This is a genomic window from Pedococcus soli (assembly GCF_054782575.1).
Genome location: NZ_BAAGSF010000001.1, coordinates 526582 through 545666, shown reverse-complemented (window position 1 = coordinate 545666; position 19085 = coordinate 526582). Strand labels below are relative to the sequence as shown.

Here is a 19085-nt window from a genome sequence, read left to right as displayed (position 1 = left end):
TCCATCGGTGCAGCCCTCTGCGTGATCCACCACCTCGCGGCCACAGTGCGGGCCGGCCGGTGAGCGACTAGACAGGAGTGTGCCCCACGACCCGAACGACCCCTACGTCCACGTCCGCGGAGCCAGCGAGCACAACCTCAAGAACATCGACGTGGACCTCCCACGGGACGCGATGGTCGCCTTCACCGGCGTGAGTGGCTCCGGCAAGTCGTCGCTCGCCTTCGGCACGCTGTATGCGGAGGCGCAGCGGCGCTACTTCGAGTCGGTCGCGCCATACGCACGCCGGTTGGTGCAGCAGATGGGCGCCCCGCACGTCCAGGAGATCACCGGGCTGCCACCCGCGGTGGCGCTGCAGCAGCGTCGCGGTGCCCCGAGCTCACGCTCCAGCGTGGGCACCCTCACCACCTTGTCCAACCTCCTGAGGATGCTCTACTCGCGCGCCGGCACCTACCCGGCCGGGGCGCCTCGCCTCGCGGCAGAGGCGTTCTCTCCCAACACGGTCGCCGGTGCCTGCCCGCGGTGCCACGGCCTGGGGGAGGAGCACGACGTCAGCGAGGAGCTGATGGTCCCGGACCCCTCCCTGAGCATCCGCGAGGGCGCGATCGCCGCCTGGCCAGGCGCCTGGCAGGGCGCGAACCTGCGCAGCATCGTGACCGGCCTCGGCATCGACGTCGACACCCCCTGGCGGTCGCTCAAGGCCAAGGACCGCAGGTGGCTGCTCTTCACCGACGAGCAGCCGAAGGTGTTCATCAAGCCGGAGCGCGACCGCGTCGACCACGGGTACCACGGCCTGTTCTGGAGTGCCCGCGCGCACGTCCACCACGTCCTGGCCACCTCCAAGAGCCAGATGATGCGGGACAAGGCGATGCGTTTCGTGCGCAGCATCCCCTGCCCGGACTGCGCAGGGACCGGGCTGCGCCCCGACGCCCTGGAGGTGACCTTCCGCGGCCTCAGCATCGCCGAGGTGAACGCACTGTCGTTCGCCGAGCTGGTCGCCCTCCTCCGTCCGGTGGCCGAGCTGTCCGAGGCCGCCGCGGCGACGTCGTCGGCGGGCTCGGGCGAGGGGACCGAGGTGGCCGTGCGGCTGTGCGCCGACCTCGTCGCCCGCGTGGGGGTCCTGCTCGACCTCGGGCTCGGTTACCTCTCGCTGGGCCGCAGCTCCACGACGCTGTCACCCGGCGAGGCCCAACGGCTGCGCATCGCCACGCAGCTGCGGTCGGGGCTGTTCGGGGTGGTGTACGTCCTCGACGAGCCGTCGGCCGGTCTGCACCCCGCAGACGCGGAGCCGTTGCTCGAGGTCCTGCAGACGCTCAAGGATTCGGGCAACTCGCTGTTCGTCGTCGAGCACGACCTCGACATCGTCCGGCGGGCCGACTGGGTCGTCGACATCGGCCCCGGCGCCGGAGAGGGCGGTGGGCAGGTCCTCTACTCCGGACCGGTCGCGGGTCTCGAGGACGTGGCGGACTCGGTGACCGGCGCGCACCTCTTCGGTCGCGTCGAGGCAGCGCCCCGTCCCGGGCGAGCGCCCCAGGGATGGTTGCACCTGCGCGGGGTCAGCCGGCACAACCTCGAGGACCTCTCCGTGGACGTGCCCCTGTGCGTCATGACTGCGGTGACCGGGGTGTCGGGATCGGGCAAGTCGACCCTGGTCACCCAGGTGCTGGCCGAGCTGGTGCGCCGTCACCTCGGGCAGGCCCCCGACGACGCCGAGGACACCGAGCTCGAGATCGACGTCGACGACGCCACGGGCCTGGAGTCGTTCGACCGGCTCGTGCGCGTGGACCAGCGACCGATCGGCCGCACCCCGCGCTCCAACCTCGCCACCTACACGGGCCTGTTCGACGCCGTGCGCAAGGTGTATGCCGCGACGCCGGCAGCCCGCGATCGGGGGTACGGCGCGGGTCGCTTCTCGTTCAACGTCGCCGAGGGACGGTGCGAGACGTGCCAGGGGGAGGGGTTCGTCACGGTCGAGCTGCTCTTCCTGCCCGGCACCTACGCGCCCTGCCCGGCCTGCCACGGCGCGCGCTACAACCCGGAGACGCTGGAGATCGAGTACCGCGGCAAGAACGTCGCCGAGGTGCTGGCCCTGTCGGTCGACGAGGCGTCCGACTTCCTGGCCGACGTGCCGGCGGCTGCTCGCAGCCTCACCACGCTGGCCGAGGTCGGGCTGGGGTACCTGCGCCTGGGCCAGCCCGCCACCGAGCTCAGCGGCGGGGAGGCGCAACGGATCAAGCTGGCCACGGAGCTGCAGCGAGCCCGTCGGGGCCATGCGCTCTACCTGCTCGACGAGCCGACGGCAGGACTGCACCCCGCCGACATCGCGCTGCTCCTGCGCCAGCTGCACCGGCTGGTGGACGCCGGCAACACCGTGGTGCTGGTCGAGCACGACCTCGACACGGTCATCAGTGCCGACTGGGTCATCGACCTGGGCCCGCGTGGCGGGGACGAGGGCGGCCGGGTGGTGGCCACGGGCACGCCGGAACAGGTCGCCCGCGCCGAGGACAGCGCCACCGCGCCATACCTGGCCGCACGGCTCGCGTCGCGGGCGAACGAGGGGTGATCGCCGAGCTTGAAGCGCGTGTCCTCGAGGCGTTCTCGAGCAGAACGCCCGGTGGGAGACCTTGGGCCCGCCCCTGTGGACCGTCGCCCAGCCGCGTTGTCCCTGAGACCGTCAGCGGACCTGGAACTGGCGGGGGAGCGGGACGCGCTCGATGAGCGCCTGGGCCACGAGCTCGCCGAGCAGGGGCGCGAACTTCGCTCCGTGCCCCGAGCATGCCGAGAGGATGGTGATCCCCTCGAAGCTGTCGATGACGAAGTCCTCGGTGGGCGTCATCGTGAACAGGCAGGTGGTCTCGGCGTACGGCTCCGGCCGCAGGCCCGGATACAGCGCGCGGACCTTGTCGATCATCAGGGCCCGACCCGAGTCGGTGACGACCCCGTCCTGGTCCGCCGCTGAGAGCAGTGGCTTCCCGGCCCGGAACTCGGCGATCTTCAGCCCCTGGAACCCCGCGTCCCGACCGCCGGGCAACGCGTAGGACAGTGAGTCGGTCGTCCTGTGGATCACGGTGGGCCAGGTCTCCGCTGGGAAACCCTCGGCGTAGGGGAAGTGGAAGGCCTGCTCCTGGGTCACCTCGAACGGGGGGAGCGCGCTGCGGAAGGCCTGGGAGAGCGGCAGCACCGGCAGCAGCTGGGGCAGCCAGCCACCCGCAGCGACGATGACCTGCTCTGCGCGGAGCTCGTCGCCCTCAGCACTGCGAAGGACGTAGCCGCCGGCATCGGGCTCGACCGCGGTCACCGTCCACCCGATGCGGACGTCTGCGCCCTGGCGTCGTGCCAGGTCCAGCATGCCCGTCACCGTTGACTCCGCGTCGAGGACGCCCGCGCCGGGTTGGAAGAGAGCCTCGGACTCGAACCCGAACTGTGGCCAACGGTCGGCCGCCTCGGAAGCGCTCAGCACTGTGTGCGGAACTCCGCGGGCCTCGAGGACCGCGGCGAGCTCCCGCGTCGTGGCCGCTGTCCCGTGGTCGATCCCGCCGGTCCGCACCATCAGGTCGCGGCCGGACTCGCGGGCCAGCTCCTCCCACCACGGCTCGGCCCGCTGGACCAGTGCCGTGTAGAGGGCGTCCGGATAGGCATAGCGGAAGATGCGCGCCGAGCCGTGGGAGCTGCCACGTGGAGACGCGGGACGGTCGCGCTCGAGGACCAGCACGTCCACGCCCCGCCGTGCCAGGTGCCAGGCCGTTGAAGCGCCCGCCAACCCCGCACCGATCACCACGTGAGTAGTCGAGTCCATGACCTCTCCGAATGCCGCACCTGAGCCCCCACCATCATGCCGACCGCGAGTCCCGTGCCTGCATGAGGGTTGTTCATTGCCGTACTTGCCAAACTGGAAAGTTCGCTGCATGCTTTCCAACATGGAAAGCATGCCGTTGGCCCAGCAGCCAGAGGATCCGAGCTCTGTCCTCGCTGCGGCCGGCCGCGCTCGCGACCGCCTGGCTGATGGCCTTCGGCTACCGAGGGGGCTCTTCCCCGCCGTGGCACTGGCCGTCGCGGTCCAGGTCGGGGCCGGTGCCTACGGGGTCGCGGCGCAGACCACCGCTGGCCTGGCCGTGGTTCTGGCCGGCGCGGCGGTCTTCCTGGGAGTTGCGGCGCTCGTACTCGTGCAGTTCCGGCGCGTCAACGGCGTCAGGCTGGACGGACTGGCCAGCACGATCGTCCTCGGAACGGGCACGATGTCGACGCTCGTCTACATGGGCACGTTCGCGGCCGCGACCTGGGCCGCCTTCGAGTCGCGTTGGTGGCTCGTGGTGATCGCGGCCGTGGTGGGCGGGGCTGCTTACTCCCTCAACGCTTTTCTCTGGTGGCGCGCCTACCGCCTCAACCCGGTCGAGCGGGCGGGTGGCGTCTCCTCGCGAACCCTCGCTCTGCTCGCCCTCGCGGCCTGCGTGGGTTTCGCCGTGCTCATGGTCGGCAGCTGATGCCCGAGCTCGACCCGTTGATCCACGCACCCGCTCGGCTCCAGGTGATGACGACCCTGTCGGCGGTGTCCGAGGCGGAGTTCGCCACGCTGCGCTCCGCTCTCGAGGTCAGTGACTCGGTCCTCTCCAAGCACCTCTCAGCCCTGTCCGAGGCCGGCTACGTGCGCCTCCGCAAGGGCGTCCTGGCGGGGCGGCGAACGACCTGGGTCGCCCTCACCAGAACCGGCCGCAAGGCCCTGCGTGAGCACGTCGCCGTCCTGCGCCGGCTGATCGACCTGGTGGACTGACCACGGTGTCCTGACGACCGTCCGGCCATGCGGGGAACTCCGAGGACCGGCCGTCGATCTCGCGCCGCGGACGGTCTTTCGTGACGTAACGGACGTAGCGCCCGGCGTCCGGAAAATGACTGGATCCACTGTCGGTGGCCGGGGCTAGCCTTGAACGTGCATTCGCAGCGCCGCACTGACGCCGCCGCCCTTCGAGTCGAAGAGGTACCCGTGTCTGCACCGTCCACCACTCCCGTGGAGTACCCCGACAACATCGACGCTGCCGTCCTCAAGGTGGCCGGCGTCGTGGTGCTCGGGGCGATCATGTCCATCCTCGACATCACCGTCGTGAATGTCGCCCTCCGCACGTTCCAGACCGTGTTCGCCGACGGCGGCGCCCCGCTCGACTACTCCGCCGTGGCGTGGACGGTCACCGGGTACACGCTCGCCCTGGCCACGGTCATCCCGTTGTCCGGTTGGGCCGCCGACCGGTTCGGCACCAAACGCCTCTACATGATGGCGATCCTGCTCTTCACCCTCGGCTCGGCGCTGTGCTCCATGGCCAGCACGATCGGCATGCTGATCGGCTTCCGCGTCCTGCAGGGCCTCGGCGGCGGCATGCTGATGCCGCTCGGCATGACGATCATGACCCGCGCCGCCGGCCCGAAGCGGATGGGCCGACTGATGGCGATCCTCGGTGTGCCGATGCTGCTCGGCCCGATCTTCGGGCCGATCCTCGGCGGCTGGCTGATCGACCACTTCAGCTGGCACTGGATCTTCCTCATCAACGTCCCGATCGGCGTCGTGGCCCTGACCTACGCGTGGTTCGCGCTGGAGAAGGACAACCCGTCCCCGTCCGAGTCCTTCGACTTCGTCGGCATGCTCATGATGAGCCCCGGCCTCGCGCTGTTCCTGTATGGCGTCTCGTCCATCCCGGGTGAGGGAGGCATCGGGCACACCAAGGTCCTGGCCCCCGGGCTCATCGGGCTCGCGCTGATGGTGGCGTTCGTCTTCTACAGCTTCCGGCCGAAGCACCCGCTGCTGGACCTGCGGCTGTTCCACAACCGCAACCTCACGGTCTCGATCATCACGATGTTCATCTTCGCCGCGGCGTTCTTCGGAGGACTGCTGCTCGTGCCGCAGTTCCTCCAGCAGGTCCAGGGCGAGACCCCGCTCTCGGCCGGTTGGCTGGTGGCTCCGCAGGGCCTCGGCGCCATGTTGACCATGCCGATCGCGGGCTCGTTGGTGGACCGCATCCCCGTGGGCCGGATCGTGCCGTTCGGCCTGCTGCTCATCATCGGCGGCATGTTCACCCTGACCCAGATCGAGGCCGACTCCTCCCACTGGGGCTTCATCATCCCGACGCTGTTCGTCATGGGCCTCGGCATGGGCGGCACGATGATGCCGATCTTCACCACGGCGCTCAAGACGCTGACCGCGCACGAGGTCGCCCGTGGCTCGACCCTGCTCAACATCACCCAGCAGATCGCGAGCTCGGTCGGCGTGGCGACCCTGTCGGTCGTCCTGACCAACCAGTTCAAGGACCGGCCCCTCATCGGCCAGGGCGGCCAGTACTTCGAGGCACTTCAGTCGCAGGGCCCCGACGCCGCGCAGGCCGCAGCGGCCAGGCTGCCGCTCGTCGACCAGTTCCTCCAGGCAGCCGGCAACCCGTCAGCCGCCGGCCAGAAGCTGGGCGCAGAGATCGCCACCCAGGCGGCCGACGCGTTCTCGCACACCTTCTGGGTCGCAGCCGTGCTCGTGGCGCTCACCCTCGTGCCGGCGCTTTTCCTTCCGCGCAAGCGCGAGGAGTCGCACCTGCTCGACGCCGAGAGCGCCGAGGGGGCACCCACGGTGATGATCCACTGACAGGAGGGTTCAGGCCCCCGGGGTGAGCACCCTGGACCGCGGGTCCTTCGTCCACGGGAAGGGCGGCCTGATCCTGCGCCACCTGCGGGCGAGGACCACGAGCGGCACGCTGCCCCACCAGGCCAGTGCGGCGACGGGGAGCACCAACCCCAACAGCCAGAACGAGCGCTGCCACAGGGCCAGTCCGACCAGGGCCAGCGCGACCACCCCGGCGACCATGTGGGCCATCCCGACGACGAGGATGCTGGCGGTCTCCACCTGCTCCGCGTGCTTGAACGCCGTGTTCGCCATGTCGACGACGTCGTCGAGCGAGCCGAGGGGGACGGCGACCGTGGTGCGTTCGCGCTCGACGCGGCGCACGTGGTCGCGGTGCCGCGCGAGGACCTGGGCGGGGGAGCCGTCCGCGATGACGATGCTGCGGCCGTCCGCGGCGTGCCGGGTCATCTCGGTCTCGAGTGAGGTGAGGCGGACGGCACGCTGCATCTTGCGGGGCCACGGCGGCATGCAGGGCCAGCGGAGCTTGGTCTCGACGAGGGCGCCGTCGGCCATCACCGTCCGCACCCGCATGCTCGGGCCCCCGTGCCAGTCGCTGACCTCGACGGTGACCGTGGCGTCAGGGGTGACGAGGATCGGCTCGGGCCGCTCCGCGTTCTCCAGGAAGTAGCGGCTCGCGCCCTCGTCATACGGCTCCGTCCAGGCCAGCGACGTGTCCTTGCCGTTGTCCAGGACGAGGCAGCCCGCGGGGATCAGCCCGAGACCTTCGAGCTCCTCGACGAGCTCGGGGTGGTGCGCGTGGTCGATCAGCCACGGGGCAGCGCGATAGTGCACGGTTGTTCGTTCCTCACTCCAGCTACACAACGGCACCCCTGCCGTGGCACACGGTATGGCGCCCGGTGCCGTCCTCGACGGAGGTTCTGGACAGGGTTGGCCGATCGGACGATGCAGCCGGGTCCTGCCGGTCTCCGGGTCGCGTGCGATCCGGTGGCACCGCGACCGTTAGGGTTTGCAAGGTGCTGAGGACGACGGCGGCAGTGGTCGCAGGCAAGGCGGCGCGGGCGGCATCACGCCTGCGTGGTGGTGGCTCCGCCCTCCCGGGGCTGGTGGCCGAGAAGGTCGACCCCGGGTTCCTCGCCCACGCGCTGGCCGACGTCCGGGGCGGGATCCTCGTGGTGACCGGGACCAACGGCAAGACGACGACCACGAAGATGCTGGTCGCGGTGCTGCGCGCCCACGGTCGCACGGTCTTCACCAACCCGACGGGCAGCAACTTCACCCGCGGCGTCATCTCCTCCATGCTGGGCGAGCTGCCGCTGCGCGGCCGACTCAGGGCCGACATGGCGGTGCTCGAGCTCGACGAGGCGCACGCCCTGAAGTTCGCCGCCGCGGTGAAGCCGACGCACGCCCTGCTGCTCAACGTCGCCCGCGACCAGCTCGACCGGTTCGCCGAGATCGACCACACCGCCCAGCTGCTCGCCAGCCTCGCCGAGCAGACCACTAGTGGTGTCGTGCTCAACCTCGACGACTCGTTCGTCTCCCGGATCCGCGACCGCGTCGCCGACGGGGTGGCCGTCCACTACTTCGGGGTCGACGGCTCGATCGCCGACCGGCTGCCCGAGCTGCAGGAGCAGGACGTGCGGTTCGAGGACGACTTCGTCCCGCCGGTCGCCGGGCCCGACGACGGTCTGCTCAAGCCCAACGACGAGCGGTCGTTCGAGGTCCTCTTCGGTGGCGGGGGGCCGGGGTCCGGCACCGTTGGCCCGCTCGAGCTCCAGCAGCGCGGACTGGCCGCCATGATCAACGCCACCGCTGCGACGGCCACGGCCCGGATGCTGCTCGGCGACGCGTTCGACCCGGCTCGTGCGGCGTCGGCCCTGCGCGCGGTCACGCCGCCGTTCGGCCGTGGCGAGGTCGTCGACGTCGACGGTCAGCCGCTCGAGCTGGTGCTCGTCAAGAACCCCGCCGGCTTCACCGTCGCGCTGGGCACCTACGGCAGCACCCCCGTGGCGACGATGGTCGCGATCAACGACAACTACGCCGACGGCCGTGACGTCTCGTGGCTCTACGACGTGAGCTTCGAGAGCCTGCGCGACCGCGGGGTCGCCGTGACCAGCGGGGTCCGCGGCTACGACATGGCGCTGCGGCTGCAGTACGACGACGTGGCCGTCGAGCGCGTCGAGCCCGCCCTCGAACCCGCGCTCGACGCCTTCCTGGCCGCCCACCCGGACGAGCCCAAGCGGATCTTCTGCACGTACACCGCGATGATGGCGCTGCGCCGCGTGCTCGCCGCGCGGTACGACCTGCCCGACATCGGCGAGGAGGCCTCATGACCGTGCCCGGTGAGTCCGCGGCATACCCGCAGGACGTCTTCATCCCCGGCGAGCCGAGCGACTCCGCGGTGGTTCCCGACGGCGACCGCGTCGGCAAGGGCGCGATCCACCTCGTTCACCTCTACCCGCGCGAGATGAGCATCTACGGCGACCTCGGCAACACCCGCGCCCTGGCCGCCCGCATCCGTCGCCACGGGTACAGCCCCGTCGTCCACCAGCACCACCCGGGCAGCGCGTTCCCCGAGACCGTGCACCTGGTCCTCGGTGGCGGTGGGCAGGACTCGGGGCAGGTCCGCGTCGAGGACGACCTCGAGCAGATCGCCGACCGGCTCCGCGACCTCGCCGCCGACGGGACGCCGATGCTCATGATCTGCGGGATGTACCAGCTCTTCGGCAACGCCTTCATCACCGTCGAGGGCAAGCGGCTTCCCGGTCTCGGCATCCTCGACGTGACGACCCAGGGCAACGCCAAGCGGATGATTGGGCCGGTGGTGCTCGACACCGAGTTCGGTGACGTCGTGGGTTACGAGAACCATTCCGGCTCAACGACTCTGGGTGCCGGCCAGGCGCCGTTCGGCACCGTGAGGTCGGGGTTCGGCAACAACGGCACCGACCAGACCGAGGGCGCGCGCACCGGCAATGTGTTCGGCTCCTACCTGCACGGCCCGATCCTCCCGGCCAACCCTGCGCTCGCCGATGCCCTCATCGGGCTCGCGGCCGAACGTGCCACCGGACGGCCCTTCGAACCCGAGCAGCAGGACGACGCGTTCGCCGACGAGGCCCGTGGCCGTCAGGTGCGCCGGCTCGTCAAGCGCTGAGGGGCCGACCCGGTATGCCGCCTGCCCACCCCGCGTCGGAGACCACAGTGACGTCGGCGTCACCGGTGCCGGCGCGCGTCCTCGACCTGTTCGCCGTCCCCGACGACGTCCGACCGTTGCCGGGAGGGCAGGGTCGCAGCGTGGTCGCCGGCGACCTCGTCCTCTCGCCCGGCCGTGATGCGGCGACCCAGGACTGGCTCAGCCCGGTGCTGGCTCGCCAGGCCGTAGGCCTCGACCTCGAGCTCGCCGGTGCGACCGGTGCGACCGGTGTGCCGGGTGTTGCCGCCACGGCGCGCCCCGGTGGACTGGTGGCCCGGGCGGCACGCGGTGGTGCGGTGCGGATCGCGATGCCGATCCCCGCCCGGGACGGGTCGTGGGTCGTCGACGGATGGGCGGCCAGCCGGTACGAGCCGGACACCACCGCCTGCACCGACCTCGACGTCCTCGTCGCCACCGGTCGGGTGCTGCACGCACGCCTCGCCGTGGCGGTGACCGAGCGCCCGGCCGGGCTCGGCGACCGCGACGACCGGTGGGCCGTGGCCGACCGGCTCGTCTGGGGGCCGGTGCAGGCGCTGGGCGCTGCCGTGGCGGCGTACGGCTCTGCGGTCGCGGGCCGCTGGGTGGCCGAGCTCTGCGGCGACGAGCAGGGCGGCCTCGGGCCGGGCCCGGACCAGCTCGTCCACGGCGACCTCGCCGGGAACGTCCTGCTCGACGGGCACGGCACCCCGGTGGTCATCGACCTCGCGCCGTACTGGAGACCGGCCCTGTGGGCCGAAGCGGTCTGCGTCCTCGACGCCGTGGTCTGGCACGGCGCGGACCCGTCCGCGCTGGAGGGGTGGCGTCACGGAGCCCGACGGCAAGCGGTGCTGCGGGCCGCGTTGTTCCGCGTGCTGAGCGAGGACCCGGGCAGCGCACTGGTTGCCGACGTCGTGCGCGCGCTCGCCTGAGGCGGACGACTCAGGCGTCGGGGTCGCTGCCCCAGGCGAGCCGCAGTCGCAGCAGCTCCTCGAGGGTCGCGGACTCGCCGTCGCGCGCACCGGCCCCGACCTGCAGCGGGGGAGGCGTGGGCTCGACGGCGACGGTGCGCCACCGTCCGAACCGTTCGGACGGCACGACGAGCACGTAGTACGACCCGTCCGTGCCGATGCCGATCGACTGGTCGCGGCGCAGGTACCAGCCGGTGATGCCGGTCTTGTAGCGCCCCTTCCCCGACCACGGCCGTGCGGTCAGCTCCTGCGTCGGGAAGCCGGCCGCGGTGACCTGCTCGACGAACTCGTCGACCATCGCCTGCGCCTTGACCGACTCGCGTTCGCGCCGCTTGCGGTCGGCCTCGACGTGGTAGTCGGCACGTTCGGCCCGTTCCGCGCGCCGCCGGGCCGCCTCGTCCTCAGCCATGGGACGGCTCCGCGTGCGCCACGTCCTCGACCGGCGCCTTCTTCGGGCTGACCGACCACGCCAACCAGCCCAGGGCGCCGAGCGGGATCTCCATGAGGTGCGTGTAGACCGAGAAGAGCACGGCCCCGGCCACGGCCTGGGCCGGGTCGGCGCCCCACGCGATGAGGGCGGCCGAGGTCGCGGCCTCGGTGACGCCCAGGCCGCCGGGGGTGACCCCGACCGCGGTGAGGAGACGACCGAGGGCGTACGCCGCGAACAGCTGCCCATAGAACAGGTCCACGCCGGTGGTGTGCATGCACACCAGGAACAGCAGGTAGTAGACCCCGAAGAACCCGACCAGCCCGAGCGACATGCTCAGCCAGCCCGTGCGGACGATGTCGTTGATGCGCGCCCGCAGGTCGATGACGAGGGCCTTGACGCTCATGTTGCGCCGCCGGAACAACCGTCCCAGCACCTTGTCGAACCCCTGCCCGATCCCGACCGCCGCCCGCTCCGACACGAGGATCGCCACGAACGTGCCCAGGATGAGCGCGCCGCTCACCGCCCCGGCCACCGCGGCGTCCTTGAGGGCCCTGGGCACGTCGGAGTCAGCGCCGGCCAGCAGAGCGGCGATCGCTATGAGGGGCAGGGCGATTCGTGCGAGGACGTTCCACACCCCCGTGACGATGGCCGACGTGGAGATGTCCCGTCGAGAGAAGCCCCACGACCGACAGATCGTGTAGGTCGCGGCGAGACCGGCCGCGCCGCCGCCGGGGAGGAGGTTGCCGACCGACGACCCCGCGACGTTGACGATGAGGGCCTGCCAGTGCCGCAGGCCGTGCAGCGAACCGGTCAGCGTGAACGTGTAGCAGTAGAGGCCGATGACGACCCCGACGAGCAGCAGCAGCGCCGTCGACACCGGGACCCCGCTGAGCACCTTCCAGATCTCCGGCCAGGTCACGTGGGCGACGCGGGGCAGGCCCCAGACCAGCAGCACCGCGGCCAGCCCGAGCCCGAGCGCCCCCTGCAGGAAGGTCCGGGCCCAGGACCGCGGGCGGTCCGTCGACTCGTCGACGCCGCTCGCCCTCGTGGAGGCGCTCACGGCAGTCCCTCGAAGACGTCGGTGGCGATGGGTGACCCCGCCGGACGAGCCGGGTCCACGAACCACTCCCGGCCGAACACCAGGTCGTAGAGCGGGCGCGGGATGCGCAGGAACGCCGCGAGCGTGCGGTCCGCGCCGGCGTCCGCGCTGGCCTGGGAGGCGTGGGCACGCATGGAAGCCCGCTTCGCGGCGGCATACCGGCGGACGTTGATGCGGTGGGTGATCTCGTCGCGCGCGCTGAAGGCGCGGTCGAAACCCTCGCGGTCGAAGTCCGGCGGGAAGCGGTAGACCTTCGCGGCCAGGTCGATGGCCCGGGTCATGGTGTCGCGCGGGACGGTCGCCTGCAGGACGCGCGGGGTCCCGGCGAGCTCCGCGGCCCGGGCACCCACCTCGTGGACGCGGACGTGGTCGCGGTGGCCGTACCCGCCGTTGCGGTCGTAGGAGAGCAGCACGTCGGCGTCCTCCTCACGCAGGATCGTGGCGAGGCGCTCGGCAGCCTCGTCGACGTCGGCGCGCACGAACCGCACCCGACCGTCGGGGTCGGGGTCGAGCTCGCCGACCATGCCGCTGTCGGCGTACCCCAGCCACTCGACGCGGGCGACCCCGAGCGCGCGCGCACTCTCGTGGAGCTCCGCGAGGCGCCGGTCGCCGAGCCGGCCGTCGGCGGCGAACTCGCCCGAGGCCAGGCCCAGGTCGCCGTCCGTCGCGACCACGACGACCACCCGGTGACCCTCCGCGGCGGCGCGTGCCAGCGTCCCCGAGGTGAGCAGGGCCTCGTCGTCGGGGTGGGCGTGGAAGGCCACGAGGGTGTGGGTCATCACGAGCCATCCTGTCGCATGGCAGGCTCTGGGCTGTGAAGGTGGCCCTGCTGACGGACTGTTACCTGCCCCGGCTGGGCGGTATCGAGGTCCAGACGCATGACCTCGCGGCCCAGCTGCAGGCTCGCGGGCACGAGGTCGAGGTGTTCACCGCGACCCCGGGAGCCCTCGGCGAGCGCCACGGTGTCGTCGAGGTGGTCGACGACGTGCCGGTGCACCGGATGGCCCTGCGCCTGCCGTGGGAGCTTCCGGTGAACCCCCTCGCGCCCCCCGAGGTGCGCCGCCGGCTGCGGTCCGGCGGGTTCGACGTGGCCCACGTCCACATGGGGGTGGTGAGCCCGTTCGCCACCGACCTCGCCGGCGTCGCGCTCGGCCTCGGCCTCCCGACGGCCGTCACCTGGCACTGCCTGATGGAGCGCTCGCGACCCGTCTTCCGGCTCCTCGGCCACGCACGCCGGTGGGCCGAGCAGGGCGCCGCCCTGTCGGCCGTGTCGGGCGTGGCCGCGGCCTCGGTGCAGACGGTCGTGGGCGACCACGAGGTGCGGGTGTTCCCCAACGGCATCGACCCCGCCCGCTGGACCCCACCGGACGGCGGCGTCCGCGACCACGGCGGCCCGGTCGAGGTCGTCGCCTCGATGCGGTTCGCGGCGCGCAAGCGACCGCTGGCGGTGCTGGAGGTGGCGTCCCGGGCGCGGGCCCTGCTCCCTGCCGACCACGAGATGCGCCTGACCATCTTCGGCGAGGGGCCGGAGCGTCGGCGGCTGGAGAAGTTCGTCGCCACCAACGCGATGGGGGACTGGGTGCATCTGCCCGGCCGGGTCACCCGCGACGAGCTGCGGGAGAACTACTGGCGCAGCCACCTCTACCTCACGCCGGCTCGGCTGGAGGCGTTCGGGATCGCTGCCCTCGAGGCGCGGACGGCTGGTCTCCCCGTGCTGGCCCGCGCCGACACCGGGGTCGGTGACTTCGTCGTGGACGGGATCGACGGCGTCCTGGGCGCCGACGACAACGCGCTCGTCGCCGGCCTCGTGCAGCTCGTCACCGACGACGCGCTGCGCCACCGCATCGCCGCGCACAACGCCTCCGTCGCGCCCGAGCAGTCCTGGCCCGCCGTGGTCGACCTCGCCGAGTCCGAGTACCGCCGGGCCGGTGCCGGGTGAGCACCCCGCTGCACGTTCAGGGCCGGGCAGCGGACGGTCGCGAGGTGGCGTTCGTCCTCGAGCACGGTGCCGACCCGGTCCGCGAGCTCGCCGGCCGGGGCTGGGCCGTGACCGGCCTGCTCGACGCCGTCCGGGAGCCCGACGGCTCGCTGGCGCTGCGCTACGCCCTGGAGCCGGCCGGCGTCGTCGAACCCCCTGCGCCGCACGTGCCGACCGACCCCGGCCTCGTCCTCGAGCCCGGCGAGGTCGCGGAGCCCTACCAGCGCACCGCGGCCTACGGAGTGGTCACCAGCGAACGCGGCGTCCTCCTCACCGAGCTCTCGGCCCTCACGTCCTCGCCCGGTCGCTGGACGCTCCCCGGCGGCGGCCTCGACCCCGGCGAGGAGCCGGTCGCCGCCCTGCACCGCGAGGTGTGGGAGGAGAGCGGCCAGCAGGTGCAGGACGTCCGTCTCCTGGAGGCGCACACCTCGCACTGGATCGGGCGTGCCCCGAGCGGCCGGTTGGAGGACTTCCACGCCGTCCGGATCGTGTATGCCGCGTGGTGCCCCGCGCCGACCGACCCCGTCGTCCACGACGTGGGTGGGTCGACGGAGTCGGTGCGGTGGGTGCAGGTCGAGGACCTCGGGCGCTACCACCTGGGGCGGTCGTTCGCCCCGCACATGTCCCGTTGGCTCAACCGCACCTGACCGGGCGGTCGGTCAGGAGCGGGCGCTGCGGCGGTTCGAGCTGATCAACCCGACGGCGCCGAGCACGACCAGCACCGCGCCGACGGCGACGAACCCGAGCGGGCCGACATCGCCCCAGTCGACGGTGAGGTTGCCCAGCTCCTGCGCCAGGACGATGCCCGCGATGGCGAGCACGACCAGGCCCAGGATGATCGCCGGGGTGTGCGGACCGGTCGGTCGCGGGGGCACCGGGGGCGGCCACTGCTGCGACGCGGTGGCGGTGGGAGCGGTGGTGTCCGGGCCCGCCGCGTCCGCGGCGACGCCGGCCGTGGCGATCGGTGCGATCGGTGCGGTCGGTGCGGTCGGGTCGTCGGCGGGCGGAGCCTCGGCGGCCGGAGCGGCGCCGAACACCGCCGTCTCGACCGGCTCTCGGATCTGAGTCGACTCCGCCTCGTCCTGCACGGGCAGCTGCTGCGTCGCCTCGGTGCGGGGGAGCTGCTGGGTGCGGTCGTCCACGGTGGCCTCGGTGTCCTCGTCCTGGGGGGTGCTCGTCGGGTCGTTGGTCTCGTTCATGGGGTTCACTCCTTGCCGATCAGGATCTGGCCGAGGCCGACGTGGGCGTCGATGACGACGTCGGCGTCGCCGGTGCCGAAGGTCTGGACCGTGCTGATGTTGCGTCCGTTGTCATTGGTGTCGTCGTGGACGATCGGGTCGGAGTCGAGCGACGGGGGCAGCGGGTCGAACGACCCGAAGTCCGCGCGGGTGATGTCGCCCGCGGCGACCGAGCTGTGCACCTCGACCGTCAGGTTCTTCGGGATGTGGATCCTCAGCTCGCCCATGCCGACCCGCGCCTCGAGGTGACGCGCGGTGTCCGGATTGTCGGGCAGCTGGGAGAGGTCCAGGTCGGCCGAGCCGATGCTGAGCCGGTAGGTCTCGGTGGTGTCCGTGACCGACGGGCGCCAGACCCGCTCACCGATGCCGCCACCGAACGTCACGTCCGGCACGACCGACGAGGTCCAGGTGACCAGGGCCAGCACGACCGCGAGGAACCCGGTGAAGCCGGCTCGGCGGCCCGCGAGACCGAGGCCGAGGACGCCCAGGCCCACCACCCCGAGGGCGGCGCACAGGGCGACCGTCTGGTCGCTGCCGGCCCAGTGGTTGGCCTGGTGGGCCCACGAGGTCAGGCCGTAGGCCGCGACGGCCAGTCCGCTGACGAGCAGGGTGGCGCCGAACCCGCCCGAGCGCCGACGCGGCGGCTTCGGTGCACGCGGAGGCCTGGGGGGACGCGGCTGCCGGGCAGCCGGAGGAGCCGGGGGCCAGCCGCCACCGGGAGGGGTGGCAGCGCCATACGGGGCGGTGGGTGCGGTCGTCGTCGAGGAGGTGGCCGCCGAGGTGGGGGTGGCCACGCTCGCCCAGGTGCCGGGCTGCGACCGCTGGGCCTGCTCGACGTCGGCGTCTGCCGAGCGGGTGCTCGTGTCGGTGGTCCAGCTGGGTGCCTGCGTGGCTCCCTGCATGGCAGCCGGTGCGGTTGCCGGCTGGAAGGAGGGGCCCGAGTCGCGCTTGCGGGTGACGAGCCAGAAGACGAGGCCGACCGGGATGACCACCCACCAGATCCAGCCCATGCCGGGCACGTCGCCGGCGAACCCGGTGCCGCCGACCAGCGACAGGCCGATGACGATCAGCAGGATGATGCCGAGCACGTCACCGTCGCGCAGGGCGCGCTCGGCGACGATGTCCTCCTTGTCGTTGGGCAGGAACGCCCAGGCGATGAGGTAGACGGTGATGCCGAGCCCTCCCATGACGACGAGCAGCACCAGCACCGCGCGGATGACGATGGGGTCCACCCCGAGCCGGGTGGCGATGCCGGAGCACACGCCCGCCAGCCACTTGTCGTCGCCGTCGCGGCGCAGGTCGATGGACCGGAGCCAGCCGAAGAAGCGGTCGAGGCCCGAGGCGTTGGTGTCGTTCGTCGGGCCCGTCGTGGGCCCAGAGGTCTGCGTCATGTCATCCATGGTGTCGACGCGCAGGCCCCGGAACCATGAGGGTCGACCCTGAACGGACCCCGAGAGCCCCGCTCTGCACCCTGAGGAGGGTCTCTTTCCGCCCCGGAGTAGGTCAGGATGAGGGCATGCCGACTCCTTACGAGCGGCCCGTCCCCCCACAGGAGGCGAGGGCCGCAGAACGCCGCGCCGCCCGCCGCGTCCTCACCCGCCCCGCCGAGGGCAAGGTGATCGCCGGCGTGAGCGCCGGACTGGCCGAGCACCTGGGCTGGTCGGTGCGCTGGATCCGCGTGCTGTTCGTCGTGCTGTCGATCCCCACGGGCGCCGGGCTGGTGGCCTACGTGTTCCTGTGGGCCCTGACGCCGCTGTCCCGGGGCGGGTTGGTCAACGGCCAGCGCCCCACCATGGACCCGGCCGACCCGGTGGGCGAGACGGGAGGTCCCGGTGGCGGTGCCCCCGTGGGTGCTCCGGTGGGGGCCCTGCCCGAGGCCGAGCGCGACGCCACCCGCGTGCTGCTCGTCGGTGGCCTCATGCTGGCCGTCGGTCTCGTCGTCGTGGCCCAGAACGCCGGCCTCAACGCGCGCCTCGGCATCCTGCTGCCCCTGCTCGTCGTCGCGGCCGGTGCGGTGCTGGCGTGGTCGCAGCTCGACGAGCGACAGCGGGGGCGGTGGCTCGGGGACGGTTCCGGGACCGGCCGGTTCAGTGCGGCACGACTCGTCTTCGGTGGGGTGCTGGCGCTTGCGGGCCTGGTCATCATGGCCACCCGTGGTCGGTCGCTCGAGGCCATCTGGGACATCGGTGCCGCCGTGGTCGCCGTGCTCGCCGGAGTGGCGCTCATCGCCGCACCCTGGGGCCTGAGCCTCTGGTCGGACCTGCGGCACGAGCAGGCCGAACGCGCTCGCGCCACCGAGCGCGCAGACATCGCCGCCCACCTGCACGACTCCGTCCTGCAGACGCTGGCCCTGATCCAGCGCAAGGCCGACGACCCCGCCGCCGTCACCCAGCTCGCCCGCGCGCAGGAGCGTGAGCTGCGGTCGTGGCTGTATGCCGGACCCACCGACAGCGATGCGACGCTCGCCGCCGCCGTGGCCGAGGTGGCCCACGAGGTCGAGGACCTGCACGGCACACCCATCGACCTGGTTGCCACCGGCGACCGGCCGCTCGACGACGGCGGCCTGGCCCTGTCCCGGGCGGTGCGCGAGGCGCTGCTCAACGCCGTCCGGCACGGTGCGGCGCCGGTGTCCCTCTACCTCGAGGTGGGTCCGTCCGGCGTCGAGGCGTTCGTCCGCGACCACGGACCCGGGTTCGAGCTCGAGGAGGTGCCCGACGACCGCCTCGGCGTCCGCCAGTCGATCCTCGGCCGGATGGACCGGCACGGCGGCACAGCCCGGGTCCGCCGGCTCGAGCACGGCACCGAGGTCGTGCTCACCCTCCCTCCGGTGCCCGCGACCCCGCCGCCCACCGCACCGCCACCGCCCACCGCACCGCCACCGGCCACGCCGCCGTCCCAGCCCGTCCCCGAGGAGACCCGTGAACACGCCTGACCGCAAGCCCGTCGAGGTCGTGCTCGTCGACGACCACCGGATGTTCCGTTCCGGGGTCAAGGCCGAGCTGGGCGACGCGGTGTCCATCGTGGGCGAGGCGCCCGACGTCGACACCGCCATCGCCGTGATCCGTCAGGCCAAGCCGCCCGTGGTCCTCCTGGACGTCCACCTGCCCGGGGGCAACGGCAACGGTGGGGTGGACGTCCTGCACGGGTGCCGCGGGCTCGAGACCACCGCCGGCCAGCCAGTGCGCTTCCTCGCCCTGTCGGTCTCCGACGCCGCCGAGGACGTCATCGCGGTGATCCGCGCCGGTGCGCGCGGGTACGTGACCAAGACGATCAGCGCCACCGACCTCACTCGCGCCATCCAGCGGGTGGCCGACGGGGACGCGGTCTTCTCGCCGCGGCTGGCGGGCTTCGTGCTCGACGCGTTCGGGGCGGCCGCGGGCGAGATCGCCGAGGTCGACGAGGAGCTCGACCGCCTCTCGGCCCGTGAGCGCGAGGTGATGCGGCTCATCGCCCGCGGCTACCAGTACAAGGAGGTGGCCAAGGAGCTCTTCATCTCCGTCAAGACCGTCGAGACCCACGTCTCCTCGGTGCTGCGCAAGCTCCAGCTGTCCTCGCGCCACGAGCTCACGGCCTGGGCGATGGGCCGCCGCCTGCTCTGA

Annotated in this window: 18 protein-coding genes; 11 read left to right on the top strand and 7 right to left on the bottom strand. The window is 72.3% G+C overall.

Features of this window, described 5'->3' with window-relative positions:
* Nucleotides 1-79 precede the first annotated feature (79 nt).
* Nucleotides 80-2560, top strand: coding sequence for an excinuclease ABC subunit UvrA (uvrA, locus tag ACYVKF_RS02390; protein ID WP_056918581.1), 2481 nt, complete (start codon nt 80-82; stop codon nt 2558-2560).
* A 111-nt stretch (nt 2561-2671) separates the two neighbouring features.
* Here uvrA and ACYVKF_RS02385 read toward each other — a convergent pair whose 3' ends face one another.
* Nucleotides 2672-3793 carry an FAD-dependent oxidoreductase gene (locus tag ACYVKF_RS02385; RefSeq protein ID WP_460964586.1) on the bottom strand — a complete coding sequence of 374 codons (1122 nt, stop codon included), beginning with the start codon at nt 3791-3793 and terminating at the stop codon, nt 2672-2674.
* A gap of 241 nt (nt 3794-4034) precedes the next feature.
* On the opposite strand from ACYVKF_RS02385, the gene ACYVKF_RS02380 reads away from it, so the two are divergent.
* The 3 genes from ACYVKF_RS02380 to ACYVKF_RS02370 all read left to right on the top strand — a co-directional run bounded on the left by ACYVKF_RS02380 (nt 4035) and on the right by ACYVKF_RS02370 (nt 6610).
* Nucleotides 4035-4478 (top strand): hypothetical protein, encoded by a 444-nt coding sequence (locus ACYVKF_RS02380; protein WP_056918583.1) that lies wholly within the window; start codon nt 4035-4037, stop codon nt 4476-4478.
* Complete coding sequence (locus tag ACYVKF_RS02375) at nt 4478-4765, top strand: transcriptional regulator (RefSeq protein WP_460964583.1); 288 nt, start codon at nt 4478-4480, stop codon at nt 4763-4765. The genes ACYVKF_RS02380 and ACYVKF_RS02375 overlap by 1 nt, the downstream gene beginning before the upstream one ends.
* 210 nt (nt 4766-4975) lie before the next feature.
* On the top strand, nt 4976-6610 hold the full coding sequence (locus tag ACYVKF_RS02370; protein ID WP_056916654.1) for a DHA2 family efflux MFS transporter permease subunit: 1635 nt from the start codon (nt 4976-4978) through the stop codon (nt 6608-6610).
* 9 nt (nt 6611-6619) lie between these two features.
* On the opposite strand, the gene ACYVKF_RS02365 is transcribed toward ACYVKF_RS02370, so the two are convergent.
* Nucleotides 6620-7438, bottom strand: a complete 819-nt coding sequence (locus tag ACYVKF_RS02365; protein ID WP_056918584.1) for a hypothetical protein — start codon at nt 7436-7438, stop codon at nt 6620-6622.
* 182 nt (nt 7439-7620) lie between these two features.
* On the opposite strand from ACYVKF_RS02365, the gene ACYVKF_RS02360 reads away from it, so the two are divergent.
* From ACYVKF_RS02360 to ACYVKF_RS02350, 3 genes are read left to right on the top strand one after another with little or no spacing between them, the layout of a single operon-like run.
* On the top strand, nt 7621-8937 hold the full coding sequence (locus ACYVKF_RS02360) for a Mur ligase family protein (protein ID WP_056918585.1): 1317 nt from the start codon (nt 7621-7623) through the stop codon (nt 8935-8937).
* Nucleotides 8934-9755, top strand: coding sequence for a type 1 glutamine amidotransferase (locus tag ACYVKF_RS02355; protein ID WP_056916657.1), 822 nt, complete (start codon nt 8934-8936; stop codon nt 9753-9755). Before ACYVKF_RS02360 ends, ACYVKF_RS02355 begins: the two co-directional genes overlap by 4 nt.
* A gap of 47 nt (nt 9756-9802) precedes the next feature.
* On the top strand, nt 9803-10702 hold the full coding sequence (locus ACYVKF_RS02350; RefSeq protein WP_460964580.1) for an aminoglycoside phosphotransferase: 900 nt from the start codon (nt 9803-9805) through the stop codon (nt 10700-10702).
* Between the two features lie 10 nt (nt 10703-10712).
* Here ACYVKF_RS02350 and ACYVKF_RS02345 read toward each other — a convergent pair whose 3' ends face one another.
* Genes ACYVKF_RS02345 through ACYVKF_RS02335 form a run of 3 tightly spaced genes read right to left on the bottom strand, consistent with a single transcriptional unit; the run spans nt 10713 to nt 13049 of the window.
* On the bottom strand, nt 10713-11150 hold the full coding sequence (locus ACYVKF_RS02345; RefSeq protein ID WP_056916658.1) for a hypothetical protein: 438 nt from the start codon (nt 11148-11150) through the stop codon (nt 10713-10715).
* Nucleotides 11143-12231 carry a lysylphosphatidylglycerol synthase domain-containing protein gene (locus ACYVKF_RS02340; RefSeq protein ID WP_460964578.1) on the bottom strand — a complete coding sequence of 363 codons (1089 nt, stop codon included), beginning with the start codon at nt 12229-12231 and terminating at the stop codon, nt 11143-11145. Before ACYVKF_RS02340 ends, ACYVKF_RS02345 begins: the two co-directional genes overlap by 8 nt.
* A complete protein-coding gene (locus ACYVKF_RS02335; protein WP_460964576.1) occupies nt 12228-13049 on the bottom strand; it encodes a PIG-L deacetylase family protein in 822 nt (273 codons plus the stop codon). The genes ACYVKF_RS02340 and ACYVKF_RS02335 overlap by 4 nt, the downstream gene beginning before the upstream one ends.
* A gap of 35 nt (nt 13050-13084) precedes the next feature.
* Here ACYVKF_RS02335 and ACYVKF_RS02330 point away from each other — a divergent pair, with 35 nt between their 5' ends.
* Together ACYVKF_RS02330 and ACYVKF_RS02325 are read left to right on the top strand one after the other, a co-directional pair.
* Nucleotides 13085-14209 (top strand): glycosyltransferase family 4 protein, encoded by a 1125-nt coding sequence (locus tag ACYVKF_RS02330; RefSeq protein WP_460964574.1) that lies wholly within the window; start codon nt 13085-13087, stop codon nt 14207-14209.
* Nucleotides 14206-14895, top strand: coding sequence for an NUDIX hydrolase (locus tag ACYVKF_RS02325; protein ID WP_056916662.1), 690 nt, complete (start codon nt 14206-14208; stop codon nt 14893-14895). The genes ACYVKF_RS02330 and ACYVKF_RS02325 overlap by 4 nt, the downstream gene beginning before the upstream one ends.
* A 12-nt stretch (nt 14896-14907) precedes the next feature.
* On the opposite strand, the gene ACYVKF_RS02320 is transcribed toward ACYVKF_RS02325, so the two are convergent.
* Together ACYVKF_RS02320 and ACYVKF_RS02315 are read right to left on the bottom strand one after the other, a co-directional pair.
* On the bottom strand, nt 14908-15447 hold the full coding sequence (locus ACYVKF_RS02320; RefSeq protein WP_460964571.1) for a hypothetical protein: 540 nt from the start codon (nt 15445-15447) through the stop codon (nt 14908-14910).
* Between the two features lie 5 nt (nt 15448-15452).
* Nucleotides 15453-16877: a PspC domain-containing protein gene (locus ACYVKF_RS02315; protein ID WP_460964569.1), complete on the bottom strand. Its 1425-nt coding sequence runs from the start codon at nt 16875-16877 to the stop codon at nt 15453-15455.
* 125 nt (nt 16878-17002) lie between these two features.
* Between ACYVKF_RS02315 and ACYVKF_RS02310 the strand changes: the two genes are divergently transcribed.
* Nucleotides 17003-18418, top strand: coding sequence for an ATP-binding protein (locus ACYVKF_RS02310; RefSeq protein ID WP_460964567.1), 1416 nt, complete (start codon nt 17003-17005; stop codon nt 18416-18418).
* Nucleotides 18405-19085: a LuxR C-terminal-related transcriptional regulator gene (locus ACYVKF_RS02305; RefSeq protein WP_460964565.1), complete on the top strand. Its 681-nt coding sequence runs from the start codon at nt 18405-18407 to the stop codon at nt 19083-19085. The genes ACYVKF_RS02310 and ACYVKF_RS02305 overlap by 14 nt, the downstream gene beginning before the upstream one ends.